This is a genomic window from Litorimonas haliclonae, from assembly GCF_965138505.1.
Lineage (GTDB): Bacteria > Pseudomonadota > Alphaproteobacteria > Caulobacterales > Maricaulaceae > Litorimonas > Litorimonas haliclonae.
Map to the genome: position 1 here is coordinate 64,590 of NZ_CBCSCO010000004.1, position 21,628 is coordinate 86,217.

Annotated in this window: 20 protein-coding genes; 8 read left to right on the forward strand and 12 right to left on the reverse strand. The window is 49.5% G+C overall.

What is annotated here, in order from left to right; genetic code table 11:
- Nucleotides 1-3: 3 nt before the first annotated feature.
- The 3 genes from ACNA05_RS09955 to ACNA05_RS09965 all read right to left on the reverse strand — a co-directional run bounded on the left by ACNA05_RS09955 (nucleotide 4) and on the right by ACNA05_RS09965 (nucleotide 2,913).
- Nucleotides 4-1,596, reverse strand: a complete 1,593-nt coding sequence (locus ACNA05_RS09955; protein ID WP_415811331.1) for an FAD-binding oxidoreductase — start codon at nucleotides 1,594-1,596, stop codon at nucleotides 4-6.
- Between the two features lie 87 nt (nucleotides 1,597-1,683).
- The gene (locus ACNA05_RS09960) at nucleotides 1,684-2,457 is read right to left on the reverse strand and encodes a GntR family transcriptional regulator (RefSeq protein ID WP_415811332.1); all 774 of its coding nucleotides are present in this window, start codon (nucleotides 2,455-2,457) and stop codon (nucleotides 1,684-1,686) included.
- Complete coding sequence (locus ACNA05_RS09965; protein WP_415811333.1) at nucleotides 2,458-2,913, reverse strand: hypothetical protein; 456 nt, start codon at nucleotides 2,911-2,913, stop codon at nucleotides 2,458-2,460.
- A 204-nt stretch (nucleotides 2,914-3,117) separates the two neighbouring features.
- On the opposite strand from ACNA05_RS09965, the gene ACNA05_RS09970 reads away from it, so the two are divergent.
- The 3 genes from ACNA05_RS09970 (at nucleotide 3,118) to leuD (ending at nucleotide 7,295) form a co-directional block, all read left to right on the forward strand.
- Nucleotides 3,118-5,283 (forward strand): TonB-dependent receptor, encoded by a 2,166-nt coding sequence (locus ACNA05_RS09970; RefSeq protein WP_415811334.1) that lies wholly within the window; start codon nucleotides 3,118-3,120, stop codon nucleotides 5,281-5,283.
- Nucleotides 5,284-5,346: 63 nt separating this feature from the next.
- Nucleotides 5,347-6,723 (forward strand): 3-isopropylmalate dehydratase large subunit, encoded by a 1,377-nt coding sequence (locus ACNA05_RS09975; RefSeq protein WP_415811335.1) that lies wholly within the window; start codon nucleotides 5,347-5,349, stop codon nucleotides 6,721-6,723.
- The gene (leuD, locus tag ACNA05_RS09980; protein WP_415811336.1) at nucleotides 6,720-7,295 is read left to right on the forward strand and encodes a 3-isopropylmalate dehydratase small subunit; all 576 of its coding nucleotides are present in this window, start codon (nucleotides 6,720-6,722) and stop codon (nucleotides 7,293-7,295) included. Before ACNA05_RS09975 ends, leuD begins: the two co-directional genes overlap by 4 nt.
- Before the next feature lie 3 nt (nucleotides 7,296-7,298).
- On the opposite strand, the gene ACNA05_RS09985 is transcribed toward leuD, so the two are convergent.
- The 4 genes from ACNA05_RS09985 to ACNA05_RS10000 are packed head-to-tail and all read right to left on the reverse strand — an operon-like array spanning nucleotide 7,299 to nucleotide 11,027.
- Complete coding sequence (locus ACNA05_RS09985) at nucleotides 7,299-8,468, reverse strand: CaiB/BaiF CoA transferase family protein (protein WP_415811337.1); 1,170 nt, start codon at nucleotides 8,466-8,468, stop codon at nucleotides 7,299-7,301.
- Entirely contained in the window at nucleotides 8,465-9,379 is a 915-nt protein-coding gene (locus ACNA05_RS09990) for a polysaccharide deacetylase family protein (RefSeq protein ID WP_415811338.1), read from the reverse strand. The genes ACNA05_RS09985 and ACNA05_RS09990 overlap by 4 nt, the downstream gene beginning before the upstream one ends.
- Nucleotides 9,376-10,314, reverse strand: coding sequence for a polysaccharide deacetylase family protein (locus ACNA05_RS09995; RefSeq protein ID WP_415811339.1), 939 nt, complete (start codon nucleotides 10,312-10,314; stop codon nucleotides 9,376-9,378). Before ACNA05_RS09995 ends, ACNA05_RS09990 begins: the two co-directional genes overlap by 4 nt.
- The gene (locus ACNA05_RS10000; protein WP_415811340.1) at nucleotides 10,314-11,027 is read right to left on the reverse strand and encodes an isochorismatase family protein; all 714 of its coding nucleotides are present in this window, start codon (nucleotides 11,025-11,027) and stop codon (nucleotides 10,314-10,316) included. Before ACNA05_RS10000 ends, ACNA05_RS09995 begins: the two co-directional genes overlap by 1 nt.
- A gap of 81 nt (nucleotides 11,028-11,108) precedes the next feature.
- Between ACNA05_RS10000 and ACNA05_RS10005 the strand changes: the two genes are divergently transcribed.
- Entirely contained in the window at nucleotides 11,109-12,029 is a 921-nt protein-coding gene (locus ACNA05_RS10005; protein ID WP_415811341.1) for a hydroxymethylglutaryl-CoA lyase, read from the forward strand.
- Between the two features lie 57 nt (nucleotides 12,030-12,086).
- Here the strand turns inward: ACNA05_RS10005 and ACNA05_RS10010 are convergent, their stop codons facing one another.
- Entirely contained in the window at nucleotides 12,087-13,115 is a 1,029-nt protein-coding gene (locus ACNA05_RS10010) for a PLP-dependent cysteine synthase family protein (protein WP_415811342.1), read from the reverse strand.
- 110 nt (nucleotides 13,116-13,225) lie between these two features.
- Between ACNA05_RS10010 and ACNA05_RS10015 the strand changes: the two genes are divergently transcribed.
- On the forward strand, nucleotides 13,226-13,705 hold the full coding sequence (locus tag ACNA05_RS10015) for an Lrp/AsnC family transcriptional regulator (protein WP_415811343.1): 480 nt from the start codon (nucleotides 13,226-13,228) through the stop codon (nucleotides 13,703-13,705).
- Here the strand turns inward: ACNA05_RS10015 and ACNA05_RS10020 are convergent, their stop codons facing one another.
- Genes ACNA05_RS10020 through ACNA05_RS10030 form a run of 3 tightly spaced genes read right to left on the reverse strand, consistent with a single transcriptional unit; the run spans nucleotide 13,706 to nucleotide 16,311 of the window.
- Nucleotides 13,706-14,374 carry an RluA family pseudouridine synthase gene (locus ACNA05_RS10020; protein ID WP_415811344.1) on the reverse strand — a complete coding sequence of 223 codons (669 nt, stop codon included), beginning with the start codon at nucleotides 14,372-14,374 and terminating at the stop codon, nucleotides 13,706-13,708. It lies immediately after the preceding gene.
- A gap of 29 nt (nucleotides 14,375-14,403) precedes the next feature.
- On the reverse strand, nucleotides 14,404-15,552 hold the full coding sequence (gene rnd, locus ACNA05_RS10025; RefSeq protein WP_415811547.1) for a ribonuclease D: 1,149 nt from the start codon (nucleotides 15,550-15,552) through the stop codon (nucleotides 14,404-14,406).
- A gap of 21 nt (nucleotides 15,553-15,573) precedes the next feature.
- A complete protein-coding gene (locus tag ACNA05_RS10030) occupies nucleotides 15,574-16,311 on the reverse strand; it encodes a dienelactone hydrolase family protein (RefSeq protein WP_415811345.1) in 738 nt (245 codons plus the stop codon).
- A 140-nt stretch (nucleotides 16,312-16,451) separates the two neighbouring features.
- Between ACNA05_RS10030 and ACNA05_RS10035 the strand changes: the two genes are divergently transcribed.
- The gene (locus ACNA05_RS10035) at nucleotides 16,452-17,054 is read left to right on the forward strand and encodes a LysM peptidoglycan-binding domain-containing protein (RefSeq protein ID WP_415811346.1); all 603 of its coding nucleotides are present in this window, start codon (nucleotides 16,452-16,454) and stop codon (nucleotides 17,052-17,054) included.
- A gap of 140 nt (nucleotides 17,055-17,194) precedes the next feature.
- Nucleotides 17,195-18,622 (forward strand): pyruvate kinase, encoded by a 1,428-nt coding sequence (pyk, locus tag ACNA05_RS10040; RefSeq protein ID WP_415811347.1) that lies wholly within the window; start codon nucleotides 17,195-17,197, stop codon nucleotides 18,620-18,622.
- Here pyk and ACNA05_RS10045 read toward each other — a convergent pair.
- Nucleotides 18,600-20,027 carry an O-antigen ligase family protein gene (locus ACNA05_RS10045; RefSeq protein ID WP_415811348.1) on the reverse strand — a complete coding sequence of 476 codons (1,428 nt, stop codon included), beginning with the start codon at nucleotides 20,025-20,027 and terminating at the stop codon, nucleotides 18,600-18,602. The genes pyk and ACNA05_RS10045 overlap by 23 nt on opposite strands.
- 19 nt (nucleotides 20,028-20,046) lie before the next feature.
- On the opposite strand from ACNA05_RS10045, the gene ACNA05_RS10050 reads away from it, so the two are divergent.
- The gene (locus ACNA05_RS10050) at nucleotides 20,047-21,210 is read left to right on the forward strand and encodes an acyltransferase family protein (RefSeq protein WP_415811349.1); all 1,164 of its coding nucleotides are present in this window, start codon (nucleotides 20,047-20,049) and stop codon (nucleotides 21,208-21,210) included.
- The last annotated feature ends 418 nt before the right edge of the window (nucleotides 21,211-21,628 follow it).

Here is a 21,628-nt window from a genome sequence, read left to right on the forward strand (position 1 = left end):
AATTTAAATCTTTCCCGGAAAGCCGAGTGAGCCTGAATTGACCGAATTGGCCGGATCGACGAGATGTTTCACCCCGTCAAGCAAGGCTTTTGTGGCGTCATCCATATTGTCGCGATAGGGATAGGTTCGACCAATTTGGAGATGGGCCGCCCCGAATTCTGTGAAGATATCAAGGATTCCCTGACGGGCTTTTTCAACAATAGCGGTGGCGTCAGGGTTCTTTTCAAATTGCTTGATGCGCTTGCGTACGCTTGGTTCAACTGTATTTTTGTGAATCTGGAAAATCTCTTCCGGCCAAATGAAGACGGGTTCAATTAAATAACCATTATTGGACAAAGTCGTCATAAGGTAACCTGTCATGATTTCATATTTTTCGATTTCCTCTTTTAGACTTTCGAAAAGGGCGTCGAGTTTTGCAATGCAGGCTTTTCCATCGCCCATCGGAACGACGCCGTGAATAGGAACCCAACGTTCCCCTTGAGGACCAAGTATATTGTTTAGGGGGGTAAACGGATTTGACCGCATAATCTTTGGAATCGAGTTTTCTATTTCCCGTCCCCCATTTTTCTTCGCGATATCCTTCAAAGTTTTCATTTTTGCGCGAATTTCTTCATCGCTGTGACCTTCAATCGTCCAGTGAAGGGAGTAGGCGACGTCATCCATGTAAGACCGTCCCGCCATGGCGATTTTTGCGCCCTCCTTGAGTCCTTTTAGAAGGCCGCCTTTTTGACCTTTGACGACATTACCCAGAGTTTTGAAATCCGCAGCCAAACTGGCGCGTTTCATTCGTACCGCTTGAAGGTTGGGGTCAAACCCGAATAGTTCACAGGCAAGGCCAAGACGTCCGGCTTCTGCGAGTGACTGAGCCCAGCCATCCCGATTGTCATATTCAAAACTTGCCCAGCTTTCAGCTTCCGGTAGGGGGATGAGCCGGAGAGTGATCTCTGCTTTATACCCTAATGCGCCTGCATCAGAAAGAAACAGACCGGTTAAATCAGGGCCGTATTGACGAAAGAAGGGTTTGCCCTTTGGGCTCGATGCCGTACCCGTTTTGATAACCGACCCGTCTGCCAATACCACAGTCATTGAAGTGACGCTGTCAATAGAAGAGCCGTGAGTGCTTGCGCCGAAGAAAGCATTATTCTGACTGACACCGCCGCCTATTGTTGAACAATAGCCTGATAACGGCCCCCAGAACGGGGTGCGAAGACCTAATGGCTTTAAAGCTTCGTAGAGGGTCTTCCAAGAACACCCAGCCTGTACCGTGACATACATATCGTCTTCGTTAATCTCTAGGATTTTATCCATTTTGGAAAAGTCTATGATGGCTGTATGCTTCTGGTTTGGGATGTACCCCTTAGTGTAGGACATGCCTGCCCCGCGCGGGTTAAAGGCCATTTTCTTTCTCGCGCCGATGCCAATAATGTGGGCTAATTGTTCCGTGTTCTCTGGACTAACAACAAAGTCTGCTGTCTCGCCTTTTGCCCAAATGTCCTGAGAAAACAGGGCGCGGATGCCTTCATCCTGTGAAAAGTTTTCGGCCCCTACAATTTGTTTTAGTGTGTCGAGTGAAGCTGTATCCAATGACTGACTCATATTTTTCCCTTTTTCGTTTTCTTAGGGCCGACTTACGAAAGCGACTTTGTTTTTCGTCAAGTTTAATGTTTGACGGAGAAGTGACATTTAATTTTTCGGTAGATTAAGTGCGGTCAAGGTCATCTGATATTTATAATGATCTGGGTGGTACCAGGCATGTATATCTTCGACGGATCGGCCGCTTTCCTCAATCATAATGCAATGAATTTTCAAGAGGGGTCGATTGACTTCGGTCCCGAGAATTTCGGCGATATGGGAGTCAGAACTCACTGGAAATAGTGTTTGTTCTGCCCGTTCAATCAAAACACCGGATTTACTTAGCAAAGTCATTAGTGGTTCATGACAAAGTTCGTCATCGTGAAAATTTTTAGCTAAGCCATCTGGAACAAAAGTTTCGACATAGGATAAAACTTTTTTCTCCAGCGATAGAGTATGGCATATTTTCTCTACCTCTATACCTTCTGCGCGCTTTAGGTTTCTTGCCGTTTCAGGCGATGCAGAGAGCACGTCACGGGACAAAATTTGCGCCGTGGTTGATTTTCGTAGCCGCGTAACATTCTTGACATAATTGTGCATCGGATCGCTGAATTTTAGATCGGTTGACGCTGTAACAATCGTTCCGCGTCCTCTCGATCGGCTAACTAAGCCGGACTCTGCCAAGTCATTCAGGGCTCTTTTCACTGTTATTCTGGATACATCCAGATTGTCAGATAATTCTTTTTCACTCGGTACCTTTGCCCCGGTGGGCAAAGCGCCTGTCTGAATTTTATTTTTTAGAGCCGTGTAAAGCTGATGATAAAGCGGTTCCGGTTTGTCGGGGTTGAGTGGTCCAATGGTTAAGTCATTTTCTAAGCAGGACATTTAATTAACCCTCCACTCGTCACATAAAGTGCGTTTGTAAAGCTTTCCGTCTTTAAACCAGTGCCACGTTCTGGCTCTGTGTTCTCCGGTGTCGCCTAGGGCGATTAGTTCAAAGAAATGAGCTCCGGGGTCGTCCTTTCGGTTCAGATTCAACAAAATGAGGTTATCTTTGGTTTGCCAAGCCGACCCATGAAAGGTCTCCGTATCCCACCAAAGTCGTCCGTCACGGTATATTCCCGGCAGGTCGACTTTATACTCTCGACCGTCATCCCAAATGAAATGATTATGCTGGATATAAACAAACTCTCCAGAATCAGGAAACTCACAACCTATGCGGACTTTATGTTTATCTAGGATTTTAGCGTTCGGGTCGAGATGCGTGTAAACCCCCTCCCAAACGCCTTCATGTTTCATCATGGCCGGCATTTCTTCCCTGAAACGATTTGCCTGACTCACTTGTTTTCCCCTGTTTTATTGCCGTTAAACCGTGGCCATTCTGCCACAGAAGGCGATTTTTTTTGTCGATGGCGCAGTCCTTTGTCACAAATCAAAGTGCATTAGGCGGCCCCGCTACAGAGTAATTCCATAAAAGATATATCATTATATCAATTGCCTTAAATCAAATGAGGCTCGTGAAATTAAATTGAACGGGAGGACAATATGAAACCGTCACTTAAAAATAATACCGCGCTCGGCCAGTTTGGCATGGCTTTTGGAGCTTTGGCTCTTCTGGCGTCCCCTACAACGGCGTTGGCTCAGATTGATGAAGTTATCACTACGGCTCAGAGAGCGTCGGAAAACCTTCAAGAAGTTCCGGTTTCAGTGACGTCATTATCCACGGAGGAGTTAGAAAACCGTCAGGTGCAGGACATTCTCGACCTGCAATACCTAGTGCCCAATATAAATATTGGAACGAATACCGGTACGTCCAATGCGGCGCGTATCTTCCTTCGCGGCGTCGGCGAAGATGAGTCCCGCGGGGCGGTTGACCCTGCGGTCGGTATTTATATTGACGGCGTCTTTATTGGTAAATCTGTAGGAGCATTGTTCGATATCGTCGACTTAGAGCAGATCGAAGTACTCCGTGGTCCCCAAGGTACGCTTTATGGCCGATCAACGAATGGAGGGGCGATCAAGCTCACCAGCGTAAAGCCTCAAGATGAATTTCTAGCGAGCGTCAAAGGAACTTACGGAAATTATGACCGCGTCGACACAAAAGCGATGCTGAATGTTCCTGTCACGGATAGTACGTCCGTTCGCTTATCTGGATTGTACCGTTCAAGAGATGGGTTTCATACTTTAAATCCGAACGGTGACCGCGCGGAATTTGCGGGCACAAACATTGGTATTCAAGACATGTTTTCGCTTCGGGGACAGTTAAGTCAGGATTTCGGTTCAAATTGGAATCTCCTCCTCGCGGCTGACTACACGAAAGACGATTCAGATCCGGTTCCGGACACTGTGGCGCCGCCAAATGACCGGGATAACGATCAGTTCACAATTGAGCCTTTACCGGGAACAACTTGTAGCAATCTTACTCCGGCAACGTTCCAACCGCTCGGTTGCTTTGTGAACTATGATAGTGAGTCTATCTCCCAAGGTTTGAGTGCCACTTTGACCGGTAGCTTTGCAAATTTCGATTTATCTTCCATCACTTCTTATCGTGAATTGGACGATGACCTAAGTTCCCGGATTGGGTTCCCGTATTTCCAAGAAACGAATGCCCAACAGTTCAGTCAGGAAGTCACGGCCTCATCTAATTTCTCTGGCCCGTTTAACTTCGTAACAGGCGTATTCGTCTACGAAGAAAATACAAAATTGGACGCAACATTTGTTGTGCCGACCTCTCTTATTACAGATACGAGTTCAATCGGAGTTTTTGGGCAAGGCAATTATGATGTAACAGATCGCCTAACCTTGACAGCGGGTGTTCGTTATACCGACGAGAACAAAACCTATGAAGGCATCAACAGAGCTGGAGGATTTGGACGTACAGACGATGCCGATTTCAATAATGTTAGCTATACTCTGAAAGCAGACTACCAAATCACAGATGATTTCCTCGGTTATGTTTCATATGCGACCGGATTTAAATCTGGTGGATGGTCAGCGGATTGCTTTTCTCCGGGAGCCGCTTGTTTTCGTCCAGTGGATGAAGAAAAAGTCGGCACATTTGAAGCGGGCATCAAGTCCCAAATCTGGAACGATCGTTTGAGGTTCAATGCGACATATTTTAACAATCAATATGACAACCTCCAGATCGGAGCGACCACGAGTATTGGATTTACTCGGTTCAACGTGGATGAAACTGAAATTCAAGGCTTGGAATTTGAATTGGCGTTTAGACCAACACAAGATTTTCAGCTCAACGCAAACCTCGGATTTCTGGATGCAGAATATCAATCTGCTACACCCTTTCAGGTCTCAGGCTTGACGAACAATGGGGCTAGTTGCCAAAATGGAATTCCAACGCTTGATTGTGCCTTAGGGTTAGAGCTTAAAAATGCAGCGAATTACAAAGCTAATATTGGCGCTGTTTACACAAAATCTGCATTTGGGGGTGATGTGACCTTAAGCGGTGATGTCGGGTTTGAAGGTAAATCTTGGAGCCTCGTGGCTAATAACCCCCCTCATACAGAAATCAGCCCTCCGACGATTGCTAATGCCCGGATTGCTTACCGTCCGGACAATGGAAATTGGAATATCGCCCTTTGGGGTAAAAATCTGACGGATGCTAATTATTACCGAGCGGCAGCTGCTAATCAATTAACCGCTTATGCCGCTGATCCGATAACTTACGGAGTCGATGTTGGATTTGATTTTTAAATCAATCACACTCGCTTGATTTAAGGCAGTCGCATTTTGTGCGGCTGCCTTTATACTTTCTGCATGACTAAGACCGTTTTTGATAAATTATGGGATGCCCACCGGGTGAAAACTTTACCGACAGGTGAAGATTTGATCGCGATAGACCGTGTTTTTCTGCACGAACGCACTGGTAGCGTCGCTTTAGAAAGCTTGCTCGAAAGTGGACGAAAACCTCTCGCTCCGAAACGTGTTTTTTGCACTATGGATCATATCGTCTCGACGCAGGCTGGACGAGGGCGCAATGATGCCCGCACGCCAGGCGGCGGCGTTTTTATCACGGCGACCCGCTCTGCGGCCAAAAAGGCTGGCATAAATCTAATAGACATAGACAGTCCCGAGCAAGGTATTGTGCATGTTATTTCACCGGAACTTGGCATTGCGCAACCCGGACTGACTTTGGTTTGCCCGGATAGTCATACCTGTTCTCAAGGCGCTTTGGGGGCGCTGGCCTGGGGGATTGGGTCGACAGATGCAGAACATGCCATGGCGACCGGAACGCTTCGGTTGCAAAAGCCGCCTCAAATGAGAATTCAAATAAACGGGAAACTGCCGATAGGTGTTACGGCGAAAGACTTAGCGCTGCATATTATTGCCTTGGAGGGAGCGGCCGGCGCGAAACGCTGCGCAATTGAATATTGCGGCGAGACAGTTAAAGCTTTGCCCATCGAAGCGCGTTTGACACTTTGTAACATGGCGGTCGAATTTGCCGCTTTTACAGCGATAATTGCGCCGGATGAGACGACGTTTGATTATTTAAAAGACAAGCGATTTTCTCCAGACGAGAAAAATTGGCAAGAGGCGCAGGCTTATTGGGAGACGTTGAAATCTGATGTCGACGCAGATTTTGATTTCGAGATAGAGATAAACGCAGAAGAGGTTCGGCCAACGGTCACATGGGGCACAAGCCCGTCTCAGTCCGGCGCTCTCGGAACAATTATTCCGGAGGATGCAGACGAAAAAGCCCTCTCTTATATGGGGCTCAAAAAGGGGCAGTCTGTTGAAAATATTGAGATTGGAGGAGCTTTTATCGGCTCGTGCACCAATGCAAGGCTTTCTGACTTACGGGCTGCTGCTGACATAATAAAAGGAAACAAAGTAGCAAGTGGAATACGCGCCATCTGTGTACCAGGCTCCACCGCTGTGCGCCGCGCTGCTGAAAATGAAGGATTGGACAAGGTCTTTAAAGACGCCGGATTTGAGTGGGGCGAGGCAGGTTGCGCATTTTGTTTTTATGCCGGAGGCGAGACGTTCAAACCGGGGACAAGAGTTATTTCCTCTACAAATAGAAATTTTGAAGGACGGCAGGGGCCAGGGGTTAGAACGCATTTAGCCAGTCCGGCAGTTGTTGCCGCGTCAGCCATTGCCGGGAGGATTACGGCGCCGGAGACTCAGACATGAACCAGCCACTTACACTCCACACTGGATTTGCGGCCCCGATTTTACGGGATAATATAGATACGGATCAAATTATTCCGTCGCGGGAAATGAAAACAGTTTCAAAACTTGGTTTGGGGGATGCCTTATTTGCCGGGCAGCGCTATGTAAAAGACCGCGACGAAGACCCGAGTTTCATTCTCAATAAACCTCCGTTTAATAAGGCGACGATTATTTTATCAGGCGAGAATTTTGGATGTGGGTCCTCTCGGGAACATGCCGTCTGGGCGTTAAAGGACTTTGGTATCCGAGCGGTTATCGCAGAAAGTTTCGGTGATATATTTTATAAAAATTGTATCGTGAACGGTATCGCTGCGATTATTCTGCCCAAAGAAATTATCAAATCATTGGGGCAAAAAGTGACGCTTAACCTTCCAGAGCAGACAGTAGACGGACAACATTTTCAGATTGCAGAAAATGATAAACGTATGCTCGTTGAAGGTCTCGACGCCATCGCATTGACAGAGAAATTTGCAGAAGAGATTTCTAACTATCTCAAACAGGATAAATCAAATCGCCCGTGGGTGTATCCTTAAACGCTAAATAACGCCTGCTGATTTCAGCTTTCTAATTTCTTCGGCAGACCGACCAATCGACGCCAGAACGTTTTCAGTATGTTCCCCTGCTTTCGGTGGATCAAGTTCAAGCCCTAGTCGTTCTCCGTTTAGACTGATTGGCAAAGCCGGGAGTTTACACCGGTCGCCATCTTCCATCTCCATATCCAAGAGTCCTCCGCCCGCATTAAGGTGCGGATCGTCAAACATCTCTTCCGGTTTCCCGATTGGGGCAAATGGAAGACCGAGATTTTCAATTTTTTCCATAAGCTCGGCTTTGGTCAAAGAGCGGAACTTTTCGATTATTTCCGGGAGGAATTTGTCTTTATGAATGACGCGGTCTCGGTTTTCGGCCAATTCTGGATCATCTAAAAGATGCTCTAGCCCGAATGCTTCGCAAAGAATCTTCCATTGTCCGTCAGAGACGACCCCAATGAACACCTGCTCGTCGTCTTTGGTGTCAAAGAGCTGATAAATTGCCCAGCTTGAAACGCGTGCCGGCATGGGCGCCGCCGCTTCGCCTGTCACGGCTTTTTGCGCCATATGCTGTCCAACGAGAAAGACGGTTGTTTCGAACAATGATGCGGATACATGTTTGCCTAGGCCCGTTGTGGCTCTCTCATAAAGTGCGCCGAGCACAGCCATCGCCCCGAACATCCCGCCAGTGACATCAATAACGGAAGACCCTGCCCGTAAAGGCTGTCCCGGAGGGCCGGTCATATAGGCAAGTCCCCCCATCATTTGTGTCACTTCATCCAAAGCCGTACGATGCGAATATGGCCCGTCGAGAAACCCCTTTTCAGAGCAATAGATCAAAGACGGATTTAGGTTTTTCAAAGCGTCAAACCCGAACCCTAATTTCTCCAGAGCCCCTGGCCGGAAGTTTTCAATAAAGACATCGGCTTTGGCGATTAATTCCAGAATGGCCGCTTTCCCGTCCGCAGATTTTAGATCTATACAGATAGATTTCTTATTGCGGTTATACATAGGGAAGTACCCGGCGCCCGCGCCGCGCAGGCGTCTTGTCTTGTCGCCTCCCAAAGGTTCAACTTTGATAACTTCTGCGCCCATATCGGCCAGCATCAATCCTGCAGCTGGCCCCATGACCATATGTGAGAATTCAACGACCCGGAGGCCGGAAAGAGGCTTTTTCATTTTATCTGTTCTCTAAAGTTCTGAGTGAGTTCAGAGCCTGTCATAACGGCGATATCAGCGTGGTCTGCGATATATGTCAAAAACTCGCGTAAGGCCCAGATGCGGAAAGGCTGCCCTAGAATATAAGGCGTGAGCGTCAGGCCGAGACATTGTCCGCCAAACCTTTCATGCTCTGTTATCAGAAAGTCACAAGCCTCTTTCATCTGTGTCAGCCAGCTTTCTTCAGTTTGGCGTCGTGTGTGCAAAAGCGTGAAATCTGAAAGTTCATAATTATTTGGCAGGAGCGTCATTGGCCCGTCAGGTGTCTTTGCCGCGACAGGGGCATTTTCCATTTCCCAATCGAGACAATATTCAACTCCGGCTTTGGCCAGCAGACCAAGCGTGCGGGAAGATTGATTCCGGGCCGGGCTCATCCATCCTTTTGGGGGCTCTTCAAAACAGGCCAGAGTCTCTTTAACTAACTCTAGCTCCTCTTCAAGACTAAGTCCTTCGTGATGTATATGATTTGTTGAGAGACCATGTGCCACGACTTCGTGGCCTGCGGTTTGGACGGCCTCTAGCAGGGGAGGGTATCGTTTTGCGACCTCGCCATTTATGGTAAAGCTCGCTTTTAACCCGCATTCGTTCAAGCTTTCCAAAAGTCGGAATACTCCGACTCGATTCCCGTAATCGCGCACCGTAAAATGCCGCAAATCAGGATAAGGCGTTGCCATGGCGCCGGGATGTTTAAACGGACTTCCACTCGGATTAAGCGGGAAAAACTCCAAAGGAACGATAAGCTGAACGGCTAATTTTGCGCCACCATCCCATGCCAGAGGAGTGCGATCTTTCGCTTGCCGCCAATCATATAGTTCATGATCTTGACCATATCCGCGTTTAGGATAGATGAGATAGTTGTCCGGTAAACTCATGACGCAAATCCCGTTCCGAGGGTCGTCACACCGCGGGATTTGATATCGGCGACCGTCTGATCCCAGTAATTATCGATGTAATATTTCGCAATTTCTTTACCTGTCGCAAACCAGACATCATCCGAATGGGCGCAGATATGTTTTAACGCTTCTTCAAATGGGCGGATGCGATGCGGTTGGCTGACGAGATAAGCGTGAAGCGGGATACACATGACCGTGCCGGACCGCTCGCCTTCTTTCAAAAGCTGATCAAAATGGCGTTTAAGAATATCTGTGTAACGCTGCGGATCAAAGCCCATAACGGAATAGGTGATCACGTCATTGACTTCGAGCGAGTAAGGCATAGAGACGAGATTGCCCGTTTTAGTTTTTAACGGTTGCGGCTGATCATCCTGAAACAAGTCACAACTATACCAAAAGTCATTTTCAGCAATTAGGTCAAGCGTGCTTTCCGTATGGGTCAGGGCGGGGGCGAGATAGCCGCGTATACGCTGCCCGCTGGCCTTTTCCACCGTCCGAATAGAATCATCCAAAACCGCCTGCTCCTGCTCCGGTTTTAGGCCGTAAGAATAGCGAGTATTATAAATGCCGTGGCTAAAAAACTCCCAATCACGTTTGACGCAGTCTTCGATGATTTCAGGGTGATGGTCGCATAGGGCAACGTTCAAACTAACAGAGCCCCGCAGGTTGAATTTATCGAGGAGTTCCATCAGGCGAAGATGCCCGACCCGATTGCCGAAATCACGTTGGCTGTATTGCTGCACATTCGGAATGGCATTTGGCCACGGGGAGCGCTGAGGATTGCCCGGCGGCATAAATTCGTAAAATTCGATGTTGGGCGCAATCCAGAACGCCAGCTTCTTGCCGCCCGGCCATTCTATTTTGGGCCGCCCAGCGTATGGCCAATAATCATAAAGGTTCGGTGTGGCGCGCATTATTTCGCCTCAAACGCTTCGAGCCAATCATAGACCTCCTGAACGTCAACGACGTCGGCGTATTTAATAAGCAAATCGGTGAGATTGGCAAAATGATAACTCTCATGCTTATCTGCGGTGGTTTCAATTGGGACGATAGTGCGGAACCCGTAAGACAGGCTATCCACGGCTGTCGCGCGGACGCAACCCGATGTGGACCCGCCGGTCACGACAACCGTATCTATTTTGTGAAACCGTAAAAAACTGTTGAGGGGCGTTTCAAAGAAAGCACTTGGCATACGCTTTGTATAAACGGCATCGACATCAGGATTGATATCGAGGCGGTCATCAAACTCTGTGCGCTTGCTCCCGAATTTGATGTTTTGCAGGCTATCCGGTGTGTCGGTGCGCGTGCCCCAAACGCCGCAATCCGCCGCATTGTTCATATAGGCAACATGGGTCCAGATAACGGGAAGGTCTTTGTCCCGCGCCATTTGAGATAACGTATTGATATGTTTCATCTGATCCGGGTCAGTCACATAGCCTGTTTTGAATAGATCGGGACGGGTATAAGATTTTTGTGGATCGACATTCACAATCGCGAGGCGCTCGCCAAACCCAAAACGTTTTCGAGACGGATTGGCGCGTATTTCTTTAAATATTTCTCGCGCTGTTTTGTCGGAGAGCTCCATAGTTGAATCTAAAGATGTAGAGGCAGAGGATATTTTTGTCATAATCATATCTTCCAATAATTTATGGCCTTGCGAGTTGATGCACCTCAACTCGAAACCTATTTAACGCGTTAAGAGACCTTCATGCACAAAAAAATTCTAATATCCGAGGTTGGCCCACGTGACGGACTGCAAAACTGCAAAGGCGTCATGCCGACCGAAGTTAAGAAACGTTGGATAAAGGGCCTTTATGAGGCGGGAGTAAGAGAGATTGAAGTGGGTTCTTTTGTGCCGCCCAAACTCTTCCCACAACTCGCCGATACAGCCGAGCTTGTGGAATATGCGAAAACATTTGCTGATTTGCGGGTCTTGGCACTCGTTCCGAACTTGAGAGGCGCAAAAGCGGCCATTGAGGCCGGGGTCACTTCGATGGGCTTTCCCCTGTCGGTGTCGGAAACTCATAGTGAGAAAAACCTGCGTCAAACTCATGACCAAGCGATTGAAAATGTTGCCGCCATAGCTTCGTTAATTGCGGACCAGCCCAAAGAGAAACGCCCGGAATTTGAAGGTGCGCTCAGTACGGCGTTCGGTTGCACGATAGAGGGTGAAATACGGGAGGATCAGGTCCTGCGCTTGGCAGAACGTCTAATAGAGGCGGGCGTGGACGAACTTGGCCTGTCCGACACAGTGGGCTACGGCAATCCGAAATCGGTGCGTTCTCTCATCCGTAAAACGCGCGAAGTGGCCGGAGACGACAAAGTGAAATCGGTTCATCTTCATAATACATATGGCTTGGGTCTCGCCAACGCGCTCGCGGCCTATGAGGAAGGGATTAAAGTTTTTGACTCCTCACAAGGCGGCCTCGGTGGCTGCCCGGCATCCCCGGGTGCGAGCGGAAATATCGTCACCGAAGATATGGTCTATATGTTTGAAATGATGGGGGTGGAGACAGGCGTTGACCTAGACGCTCTCATAAAATGCCGAGACTACCTCGCCGAAGGCCTGCCAGGGGAGCCCGTTTATGGCTTCACGCCGAATGCGGGCCTACCAAAGATTTACAGGTAGAGTATTCCGCACATTTTGCCTCTCTTTCCGAAGTGGGAAGAGTTGAGCGGACTAGCCTTAAAGTACCCGATAACCGAGTAATTTTACATCAGAACTTAGATACCCCTCTTTCACCGGCTCGATCTTGGTCAAATCGGTTGAGAGGTATTTTTTGCTGTCGTCACAAAAAACAGTAACGACTTTTGCGTCTGGGCCCACTTCCTGCTGAACTTTCAGCGCCGCTAACAGATTAGCGCCGGAAGAGATGCCAACTCCCAGCCCCAAATCAGAGCTGAGTTTTTGCGCCATGATGATACCGTCGCCGTCATTGACACAGATCACTTTATCAAGCGTTTCGAGGCAGACGATGTCAGGAATGAACTCATCGGAGACGCCTTGAATGCGGTGTTTTCCGACCTTGTGACCGGTAGATAAAGTCGGGCTTTCCGCTGGTTCCATCGGGTGAATTCTGGTGTCTGGGCAAAGAGCTTTCAACGCTTTCCCGACGCCCATAACTGTGCCGCCTGTGCCAACGCCTGCGACGAAAGCCTCCGGACACTCGCCGAGCTGTTTCGCGATTTCTGGCCCGGTTGTGCCGCAATGAGCCTTACAATTATCTTCATTGGAAAACTGACGGGGCAGGAACACATCATTGCGGGAGCGCGCCAGATCTTCAGCCATTTGGATAGACCCGACAAATCCGCCTTCTTCGTGACTGACGAGGCAAACATCCGCGCCGTAGCTTTTCATTAGGGAAATGCGTTCTTGGCTCATCCAATTCGGCATATAAATCCGAACGGGATGGCCCAGCGCCCGACCCAAGGCACAAAAGGCGATTCCGGCATTTCCGCTGGTCGCCTCAACGATCATATCACCCGGACGCAACGCACCGGTCTCATAGGCGCAGCGCAGAACTTCCAATGCCATCCGGTCCTTGATTGACCCTGAGAGGTTGAAGTATTCCAGCTTGGCGTAAAGCGTCACGTGCGCGTCACGATAGAGCATATCCACCGCCACCATAGGCGTATTGCCTACTAAGCGTTCAAGCGTTTTAAACATGGTGGGGAGGGCGAAATCCGTTTTTGGTTTCTCTAACGTCGGTGTCATATCGTGCCTTTCTTCTTTAAGGAAAGACTAGCGCGGTGCGGTGCAAAAGACTTCTACATGAAAAAGCTATTTCAGTAGAATAATGCAAATAATTTTGATATAATTGCTATATGACAGAAAATATTACACATACAGATGCTAAAATCCTCCAAATTCTACAATCGGATGCGACCCGCTCGCTTGAGTCGATTGCTGAAGAAATCGGGGTGTCACTGAATACCTGTTGGCGCCGGGTCAGGGCTCTTGAAGAGTCAGGCGTGCTAGAGCGCCGGGTCGCACTAGTCGACAATGAAAAAGTTGGATTGCCGCTAACTGTATATGTCTCCGTTCGCACGGATGATCATTCAAAGGCATGGTCTGAAGCTTTTGATAAGGCCGTTCGTGACATGCCGGAAATTGTCGAATTTTACCGTCTGGCTGGCGATGTAGATTATATTATGAAAATGCTGGTCGCCAATGTGAAACATTATGACACGGTTTATCAGCGCCTTATTAGCCGTATCAGTCTTTCAGACGTGTCGGCTAGCTTTGCGATGGAAAAATTGAAGTTCACGACAGAACTCCCTTTGTCCCAGATAGAGAATAGGTAATCAGAACGGGCAGGGGGATTTAAATTTTACCCAATCTCCGCCCGTTGGCTCTCGAAACTTCAGACTGTGGGCGTGAAGGTGAAGTCTTTGGCTTTGTTGAAATACCTCGTCCGGCGCGTAAAGTTGATCGCCGATAATGGGGTGTCCCAAACAGAGCATATGCAGTCTTAATTGGTGCGACCGCCCCGTCAAAGGATGGAGGCAAACTCGTGTGCTATTCCTTCCAGACTCAGTGACTATCCAGTCCGTGATAGCCGGGCGTCCTTTTTCGAAATCTATCATTTGTCGCGGGCGGTGAGGCCAATCCGTCCAGATCGGTAAGTTGATGCGACCGCTATTGGACCTAGGCACTCCGGCGATATCGGCCAAATATGATTTTATGGTCTGGCGTTTTTCGAATTGCAGGCCGAGATGGCGTTGAGCGTGTTTAGTTTTGGCAAAAATCATGAGGCCGGAGGTTGCCATATCCAGACGATGAATAGTTAAGGCATCAGGGCAATAGGACTGAACTCTCGCTTCGAGGCAATCGGGTTCAGTCTTTCCGGGAACGCTCAAAAGGCCCGCAGGCTTATCGACTAAGAGGTAATCCTTTGTCTCAGCAATAAGACAAAGAGAGTCTGTTGGAGGAGTATAAACAAAGGGCCGGACGTAAACCGGAAAATCATACATCGAGGCGGATCAAACTTTAAAGGATCACATCATCCGACAGGTTCGACGACGACGTCTTCCCCGTCCAGACGTAAAGCGAGCTTGCCATCCAAAAGGGCTAAGGCATCCTCTCCAAAAATTTCCCGTCGCCACCCTTTTAACGCGTCAATATCTGCGTCTTCTCCGAAAGCGGCAAGTTTATTAATGTCAGCCGAATTCGCCACCATGCGCGTGGCCAGCCCGACAACTTCGGTCCGAAGCCGCAATAAAGTCCGAAGCATTTCTACGCGTGGGCCCAAATTAGGCGGCATGTGCTGAACTTTCGGGGCGGGCGGGGCGTATTCTGCCGCATTGTCTACGGCGGCGCTAATGGCATCCAATAGAGGTTGGGCCGTACGGGATTTTTCAAACCCTCTCGGAACGCCCCGCAGACGCTCAAGCGCTTTCAAATCGCGCGGTCGCTGCTGAGCTAAATCATACATGGCATCATCTTTAAGGATGCGGCGGCGCGGGACATTTTTGGCAATTGCCTCGCGTTCCCGCCACGCGGCGGCGGCTTTCAAGGCAGCGAGGTATTGCTTCTTGGGGTTACGAACTTTGAGTCTTTGCCAAGCCTCTTCCGGCTCGAACGTGTAGAGGCTTTCTTCCATTTGCGGGAGCATTTCCTCTTTGACCCATTTTAGACGTTTTCTCTCCTCCAACTCTTTGATCATGCCCGGATAAAGGTCCCGTAAATGTGTGACATCGGCGAGCGCGTAGGAAAGTTGTTTCTCAGAGAGAGGACGTCGAGACCAGTCGGTAAAACGAGCGCCCTTATCGAGATTTATATTAAGGCGTCCTTTTACAAGAGCGCCATATCCTACGCTGTCTCCAAATCCTAATGCCATTGCGGCAATTTGTGTGTCGAAAATCGGGCCGGGTACTGTTTCGCAGAGTTGATAAAAGATTTCCATATCTTGGCGGGCGGCATGGAGCACTTTTGTCACGCTCTTGGCCATCAGCATTTTGCAAAAGGGGGCCAAGTCAATGTCGTCTGCCAGGGGGTCGACAATGACCTCCCGGTCTTTTGTCGACATTTGAATGAGACAAAGCTCGGAATAAAATGTGCTTTCGCGCATGAACTCAGTATCGACGCAGACAAATTCCTGCGCCTCCGCATGTTCGCAAAATTCAGCGAGGTTTTCTGTAGTTGTAATAATTTCCAAAATAAAGATCGACGCTTAGGTCGATATAACTCCGTGATTGTCAAAGACTTCTGCGAGTAAGTCCTGGGCCGCCATGGTAGAACGGCGCTCGCTGTCTGGGTTGAAATGTAGGCCAAGTTCCTCGTTATTGGCCCCGGGGACAGTAAATGCGTGAGAGGTGTTTCCGTAAGCATGAAGCTGCCAGTCGCAGCCTGCTTCCGCCATCTCTTTACCCACGCTGACGACATCCTCCGGCGGAGCCATCGGATCATCCCAGCCATGGGCGATCAGAACTTTGGATTTGATTTTGTTCTTGGGTAAGTCCGGGGCGTCTAAAAGGCCATGGAAGGAAATTGCGGCTTTTAGATCCAGTCCCGCCCGGGCCATATCAAGTGTACATAATCCGCCAAAGCAAAATCCCATAGCGGCCATCGCATTCTCATCAACTTCTTCGAGCGCCGCTGCGGCGTCATATCCCGCCTTGAGTCGTTTTAGAAGTTTAGCGCGATCTTCCTTTAAAGGCCCCATACGTCCCATTTTGTCTTCGGTTGTCTCCGGTTGATCTCCATTGCCGTAATTATCGAGACAAAACCCTACATACCCAAGAGCTGCCATTTGAATGGCCTTGTCCTGCGCAAATGTGTCTAACCCGCCCCAAGCGTGATTAACCAAAACACAAGGTTTCGGATCTGCATAACTCTCATCCCAAGCCAAATATCCAATACAGCTTGTCTCGCCGTCTTCATACTCAATCGGGCGTGTCGTGATCGTCATACAATACTCCTTATAAAATTATGGACGGAGTTTTATCTTTCAGACAGCTTTCGTCAACTGCTCTGGCCCCGAACTGCATGAGATTAACGAAACATTAGTCATAAAATGAGAGTCTGAACGCGAAAATGTGGAGGGAACTCATGATTGTACAAAAATTCTGCGCTATCAGCGCTGTCCTAGCCTTAACCGCCTGCGCGACGGCTCAGGAAAATCCGAATTATCAATTTTCTTCTAAATATGAAGGAGAAGCGTCTGCCACTCAAATGGCCTCAAATTCTTCTAGCTCTAATGTGGTCTATGTGAGCCCAGAAGCCAGAGCGGCTGAGCTTAACGGAACGACAGAGCAAACTACCACTCAAGCCACATCGCAGCCTCAAGTGAGTTATGCAAACTCAACAACTGAGCAAAACAGCTATCCCGAACGTGTGAGCGTGGTCACGTCGAGCCAAATTGGGACGCCGGGTTACGGCGCCTATATCCCGGAAAATGTTGAAAATTACGACTATTCGGAAAATATTGTTTCTACGAACAGCCAAATTTCTGTGCAAACCGATCCGGCGGAAATCAGATCATTCGAAGCTCGCCCTTCCGCAAATTACGTCGTCGGGAGCGGAGATACGGTCTACAATATCTCGCGTCGTCTCTGCGTGGACGTCGAAGACGTTCAAGCGCCGAATGCGCTCGGAAATGATTTTGCAATTAATATCGGACAACCGCTCTATTTGCCGCCGTCACGCTGTTGACCGCGAGAAAGTCTGCAGGTCATAATTATGAGCCTTTGCGTTCCATACTCTACGGAGATCTAGCTATCGTGGAAGTTTAAAGGTGCATTCTTGTCTGTATCAGACTATGCGCGTTTAAGAATATTTTTAGCGGATCTTCTATGCGAAATCGTTTTGCCAAAATCTTAGCCACACTTGGCCCGGCTAGCCGCGCGCCAGATACAATGCGGCTCCTGCATGAAGTGGGCGTAGATGCGTTTCGGTTAAACTTTTCTCACGGGTCTCATGAGGATCATGCTCAGTCGGTTAAAAATATTCGAGAAGTCGAAGCGTCCACCGGAAACCCCATAACGATTGTCGCGGACATGCAAGGACCAAAGCTTCGCTGCGGTCCATTTAAAGGCGGGTCGATTGAGCTGCGTTACGGCGAGACGGTTATCATTGAAAAATCGGTAGAGCTTGGGGAAGCGGGCCTGATCCGTATGCCGCATGCCGAACTTATCGAAGCCCTCAACGAAGGTCACATTCTGAAATTTGATGACGGCAAATTGCAGGTCACAATTTTAGAAAAGAAAGAGGGCCGCCTTCATGCCCGGGTCGACGTTCCGGGAACGCTATCTGACCGAAAGGGCATCAATGTTATCAACGCCGTTTTGCCGATGAGCGCGATGACGGACAAAGACAGAGAAGACATGGCCTTCGCCTTGACCCAAAGTGTGGATTATATTGCTCTGTCATTTGTGCAAACCGCCCAAGACGTCATCGACGCCCGAAAAATTATTCAAGACCATCCAGGTGATATTAAACCCGGAATCATTGTGAAGATCGAAAAACCTTCCGCTGTCGAGGATTTAGATTCTATTTTAATGATGGCGGATGCCGCCATGGTCGCCCGCGGGGATCTCGGGGTTGAGCTGCCGCTGGAGCAGGTTCCCGTGGTTCAGCGGCAGATTATCCGGAAATGCCGCGCGCTTGGAAAGCCGGTTATCGTTGCAACTCACATGCTCGAATCTATGATTGACGCGCCGACCCCGACACGGGCCGAAGCGTCAGATGTTGCAACGGCTATTTATCAAGGGGCGGACGCCGTGATGTTGTCCGCCGAGACGGCTGTGGGACGACATCCTGCCACCGCTGTGGCGATTATGGACCGCATCATCGTGGCCGCCGAAAACGACCCGGAATATTGGCAGTATTTTGAGCAAATTGCTTTGCCGCATGAGCCGACTGCCGAAGACGCGATAGGCCAATCCATAGGCGGAATTGCCCGTACATTGGGATGCAAAGCTGTGCTCGGTTTCACCTTTACGGGATCTACCGTGCAGCGGATCAGCCGCGAACGCCCGCCCTGCCGCATTGTCGGATTGACCCCGCAGCCGCGCACGGCGAGCCGATTGGCTCTGTCCTGGGGCGTCCTGCCTATCGTCACGGAAGATCCCAAAAATTTCGATGCGATGGTGGGCAGCGTCAATAAAGTGGCCAAAGAAAAAGTGGGTCTGGCTAAGGGGGACCGCATTATGATTACCGCCGGAGTACCGTTTGGCCGTCCAGGCACAACGAACACGCTTAAGATTGAAACGATTGATTAGGCTCTAATTTATTTTCGTCCCTGAGGGGACGGAAGTCGTGTTGAAGTGTAAAGAGCTTCGCGCAGGTGGCAACAAATAATATCCAGGACAGGCTGTTCTGCTGCAAGATAGCGCTCTCTGACATGGAAAACCCGATATAGGACAAGAGCATCAGCACGACCCAGTAGGTTTCTCGCCCGCCGTTTCTGATGTTGTAAACGGCGAAGCCTAGGGTGACGAGAATTTGCAGCGCGAAAAGAATGACAATTCCGACTCCAGCGGAAAGCCAAATTTCAATCCATCCATTATGCGCGGTTGGCACGCCCCATTCCAGAACCTGCCGAACAATATAGGACGGTCCCAGAGGGTCATCCCAGAATATACCATATCCGTAACCGAGCCAGAATTTTTGCTGAATAGCCTCGCTTAGAAGCGCCCAAATATCTGTCCGCCCTGTCAGGGAAGGGTCTTTGCCAATGAGGCCGAACATCACCTCAGGAAACATTGCCAAGGCGGTCGAGAAAAATCCAATTGTCATAACCAGAGTGAAGATGAGGGGAATGCGGGTGACGGGGTTAGTCCGGTAAAGTTTCAAGAAAATATACGTCCCGATACAAAGCATGGATATCAAAAGAGCGGTTTTCGACGTCGAGGCAATTACAAGTCCGAAGCATAAAAGAGCGATGGGGATGTAAAGCCATCCGCGTTTAGGGCGCAGCGCGAAGGCGCAAATGGCGGCAATCAATCCCTTTGTCATCATTCCGCCAAGCTGGTTTTTCTCGGCAAAAGGTCCGCGCCAGGCTCCGGCATTGACCTCCTGCATAATGGCCCGCCCCGGATCCATCACCACCAGCGCAATCGTAATGATACCGATAAACAGAAAAGCGATCGCGATGATTTGAACCAATCGGCCCCAGCTAAACCAGGCCGCCAAGGTCAGGCCGATATAGCTTGTGAGCAAAAGCGCGATAGAGCGGCGCAAAGTCGTCGACGGGTCAATCGACCAGAACATGGACAGCCCGCAGAATAAAACGCAGAGAATGATTAACGGCGAAAAGGTCGCGAGACGGACAATCTCCATCAGCTTCGGTAGGCTGAGAATTAGCACCAAAAGATAAACCGGATACCAGACAAAGCGCGCCATCGGGCTCTCCGCGGCCAACTGGTCTGCGCTTGCAAAAAGATCAGGAAAGAGAATGCCGACGCCGGCGCCGCTCGCAAATACGACCAGTAGAATAAAGATCGAAATAACCAGAAAATGACCAAGGTCGCTCAGCGCGCGGTTACGCGTGCGAAGTTGCAGTTCGGAATAGGGAACAGTGACCATAGGGAGGGGGTAGTCAATTATAGTTAATGAAGATTTACGTTTGGCGCGTCGAAATTCTTTGCTCACGAGATTGATGGGCAGGAAAACAATCTTAAACATTTTGGTTTATGGCTCCGCCATGTTTAAGCGACTGACATCCCAGGCTCCGCTCACGGCAAAAGCCCAATATGGTTATATTCCGGGGCTCGACGGCATCCGGGCGATTGCGGTTTTGATCGTCATCATCGCGCATTTTGGTCTGACGAACCTCATTCCGGGCGGGTTTGGCGTGACGGTATTCTTTTTCATTTCAGGCTTTCTGATTACGCGGCTCCTCTTGGCGGAGGCTCGGATAAAAGGAAAAATCCACCTCAAAGATTTTTATATCCGGCGAATAGTCAGGCTCTATCCGGCGCTTATTTTCATGGTGGTCGGGAGCACGGCGCTCTATTTGCTTTTAGGGCAGGGCGGCCCGAAACCTCTCGAATTTACGGCCGCGCTTGGTTATTTCACCAATATCTATCAAGTCGCCGTTAGGGCCGGGGGGGAGCTGCCCTTTATGCCGTGGACACATTTGTGGTCGCTGGCGGTGGAAGAGCATTTTTACCTCATATTCCCGCTCCTCATGGTGATTTTCGGGGTCTTCAAACGGCGCTTGATCTGGGCCTTAATGGGGCTTCTCGCGCTTGTGCCTTTATGGCGTTTATTTACCTATTCCACTTTCGAAACCCTTCCGGTCGTTGATTATAACTACATGATGACGGACGCCCGAATTGACTCCATCGTTTGGGGCTGCTTCCTCTCTGTCCTGCTTGATAAGGATATTCGCGAAGGACTAGTTCAGAAACTTACAGGCTGGCTTCCGATTGTCGGCGCAGGGGCGATCTTGCTCCTTTGTTTTGCTCTGCGGGATGAAAGCTTTCGTTATATTTGGCGTTACAGTCTCCAAGGCGCGGCGCTTTTTATCCTCGTGTTAAACCTCTATTTCTTCAGGCCGGTTCGGTGGAGCCTTGGCGTTTTGGAGCTCTGGCCGCTCGTCTGGATAGGACGGCTCTCTTATCCACTTTATCTCTGGCATTTCCCCGTTCTGGATCTATCTCACAGATTTATGGAGCCGGGAGTGGCGCAGCTCAGCGTTGCCGTTATCGGCAGTTTGGGCATATCTATTTTCTCTTTCTTTCTCGTCGAAAAACCCTTCATGGCGCTTCGTAAACGCTTCGGCGCGCATATCGTGAAGAGGCCCGCCATTACGAAGGACGCCCCGTCGGAAGCCAGGAAGCCCGACCCGGCTTTAATGTCTTGAAACAAACTTTAGTGGCTTTTTTCCTGTCATTCCGCACAAGGCCGATAGGCCGCAGATGCGGAATGACAGGAAAAAATTGAATTGTGTATCGACCAAGCGTTCCTTCCCGCTTGCCATCGAGGGCCAAGCCTTTCTCACGGTTTCCAAATAAAGTGGACAGCCCGCAGAGCGTGACGCCTTGTCGGAACAACCGATAAAGACGTCAAAAAGTAATTTTCACAAAGCGTCACGCTCTGCAGCAGCGATTTTATACCCGAGCGGCCTCTTGTTTCTCCGACAGTCGCACTCACCGGGTTTATCTCAGCCCGACACTGCACGGTACGGCAGGCTCACACTCATAGCAGGCCCGGCACACACCCTCCTGTCACGAAAGGGTCGCTCAACCTCGCCGTCCCCTGAACCAAAACCTGACGCGTTC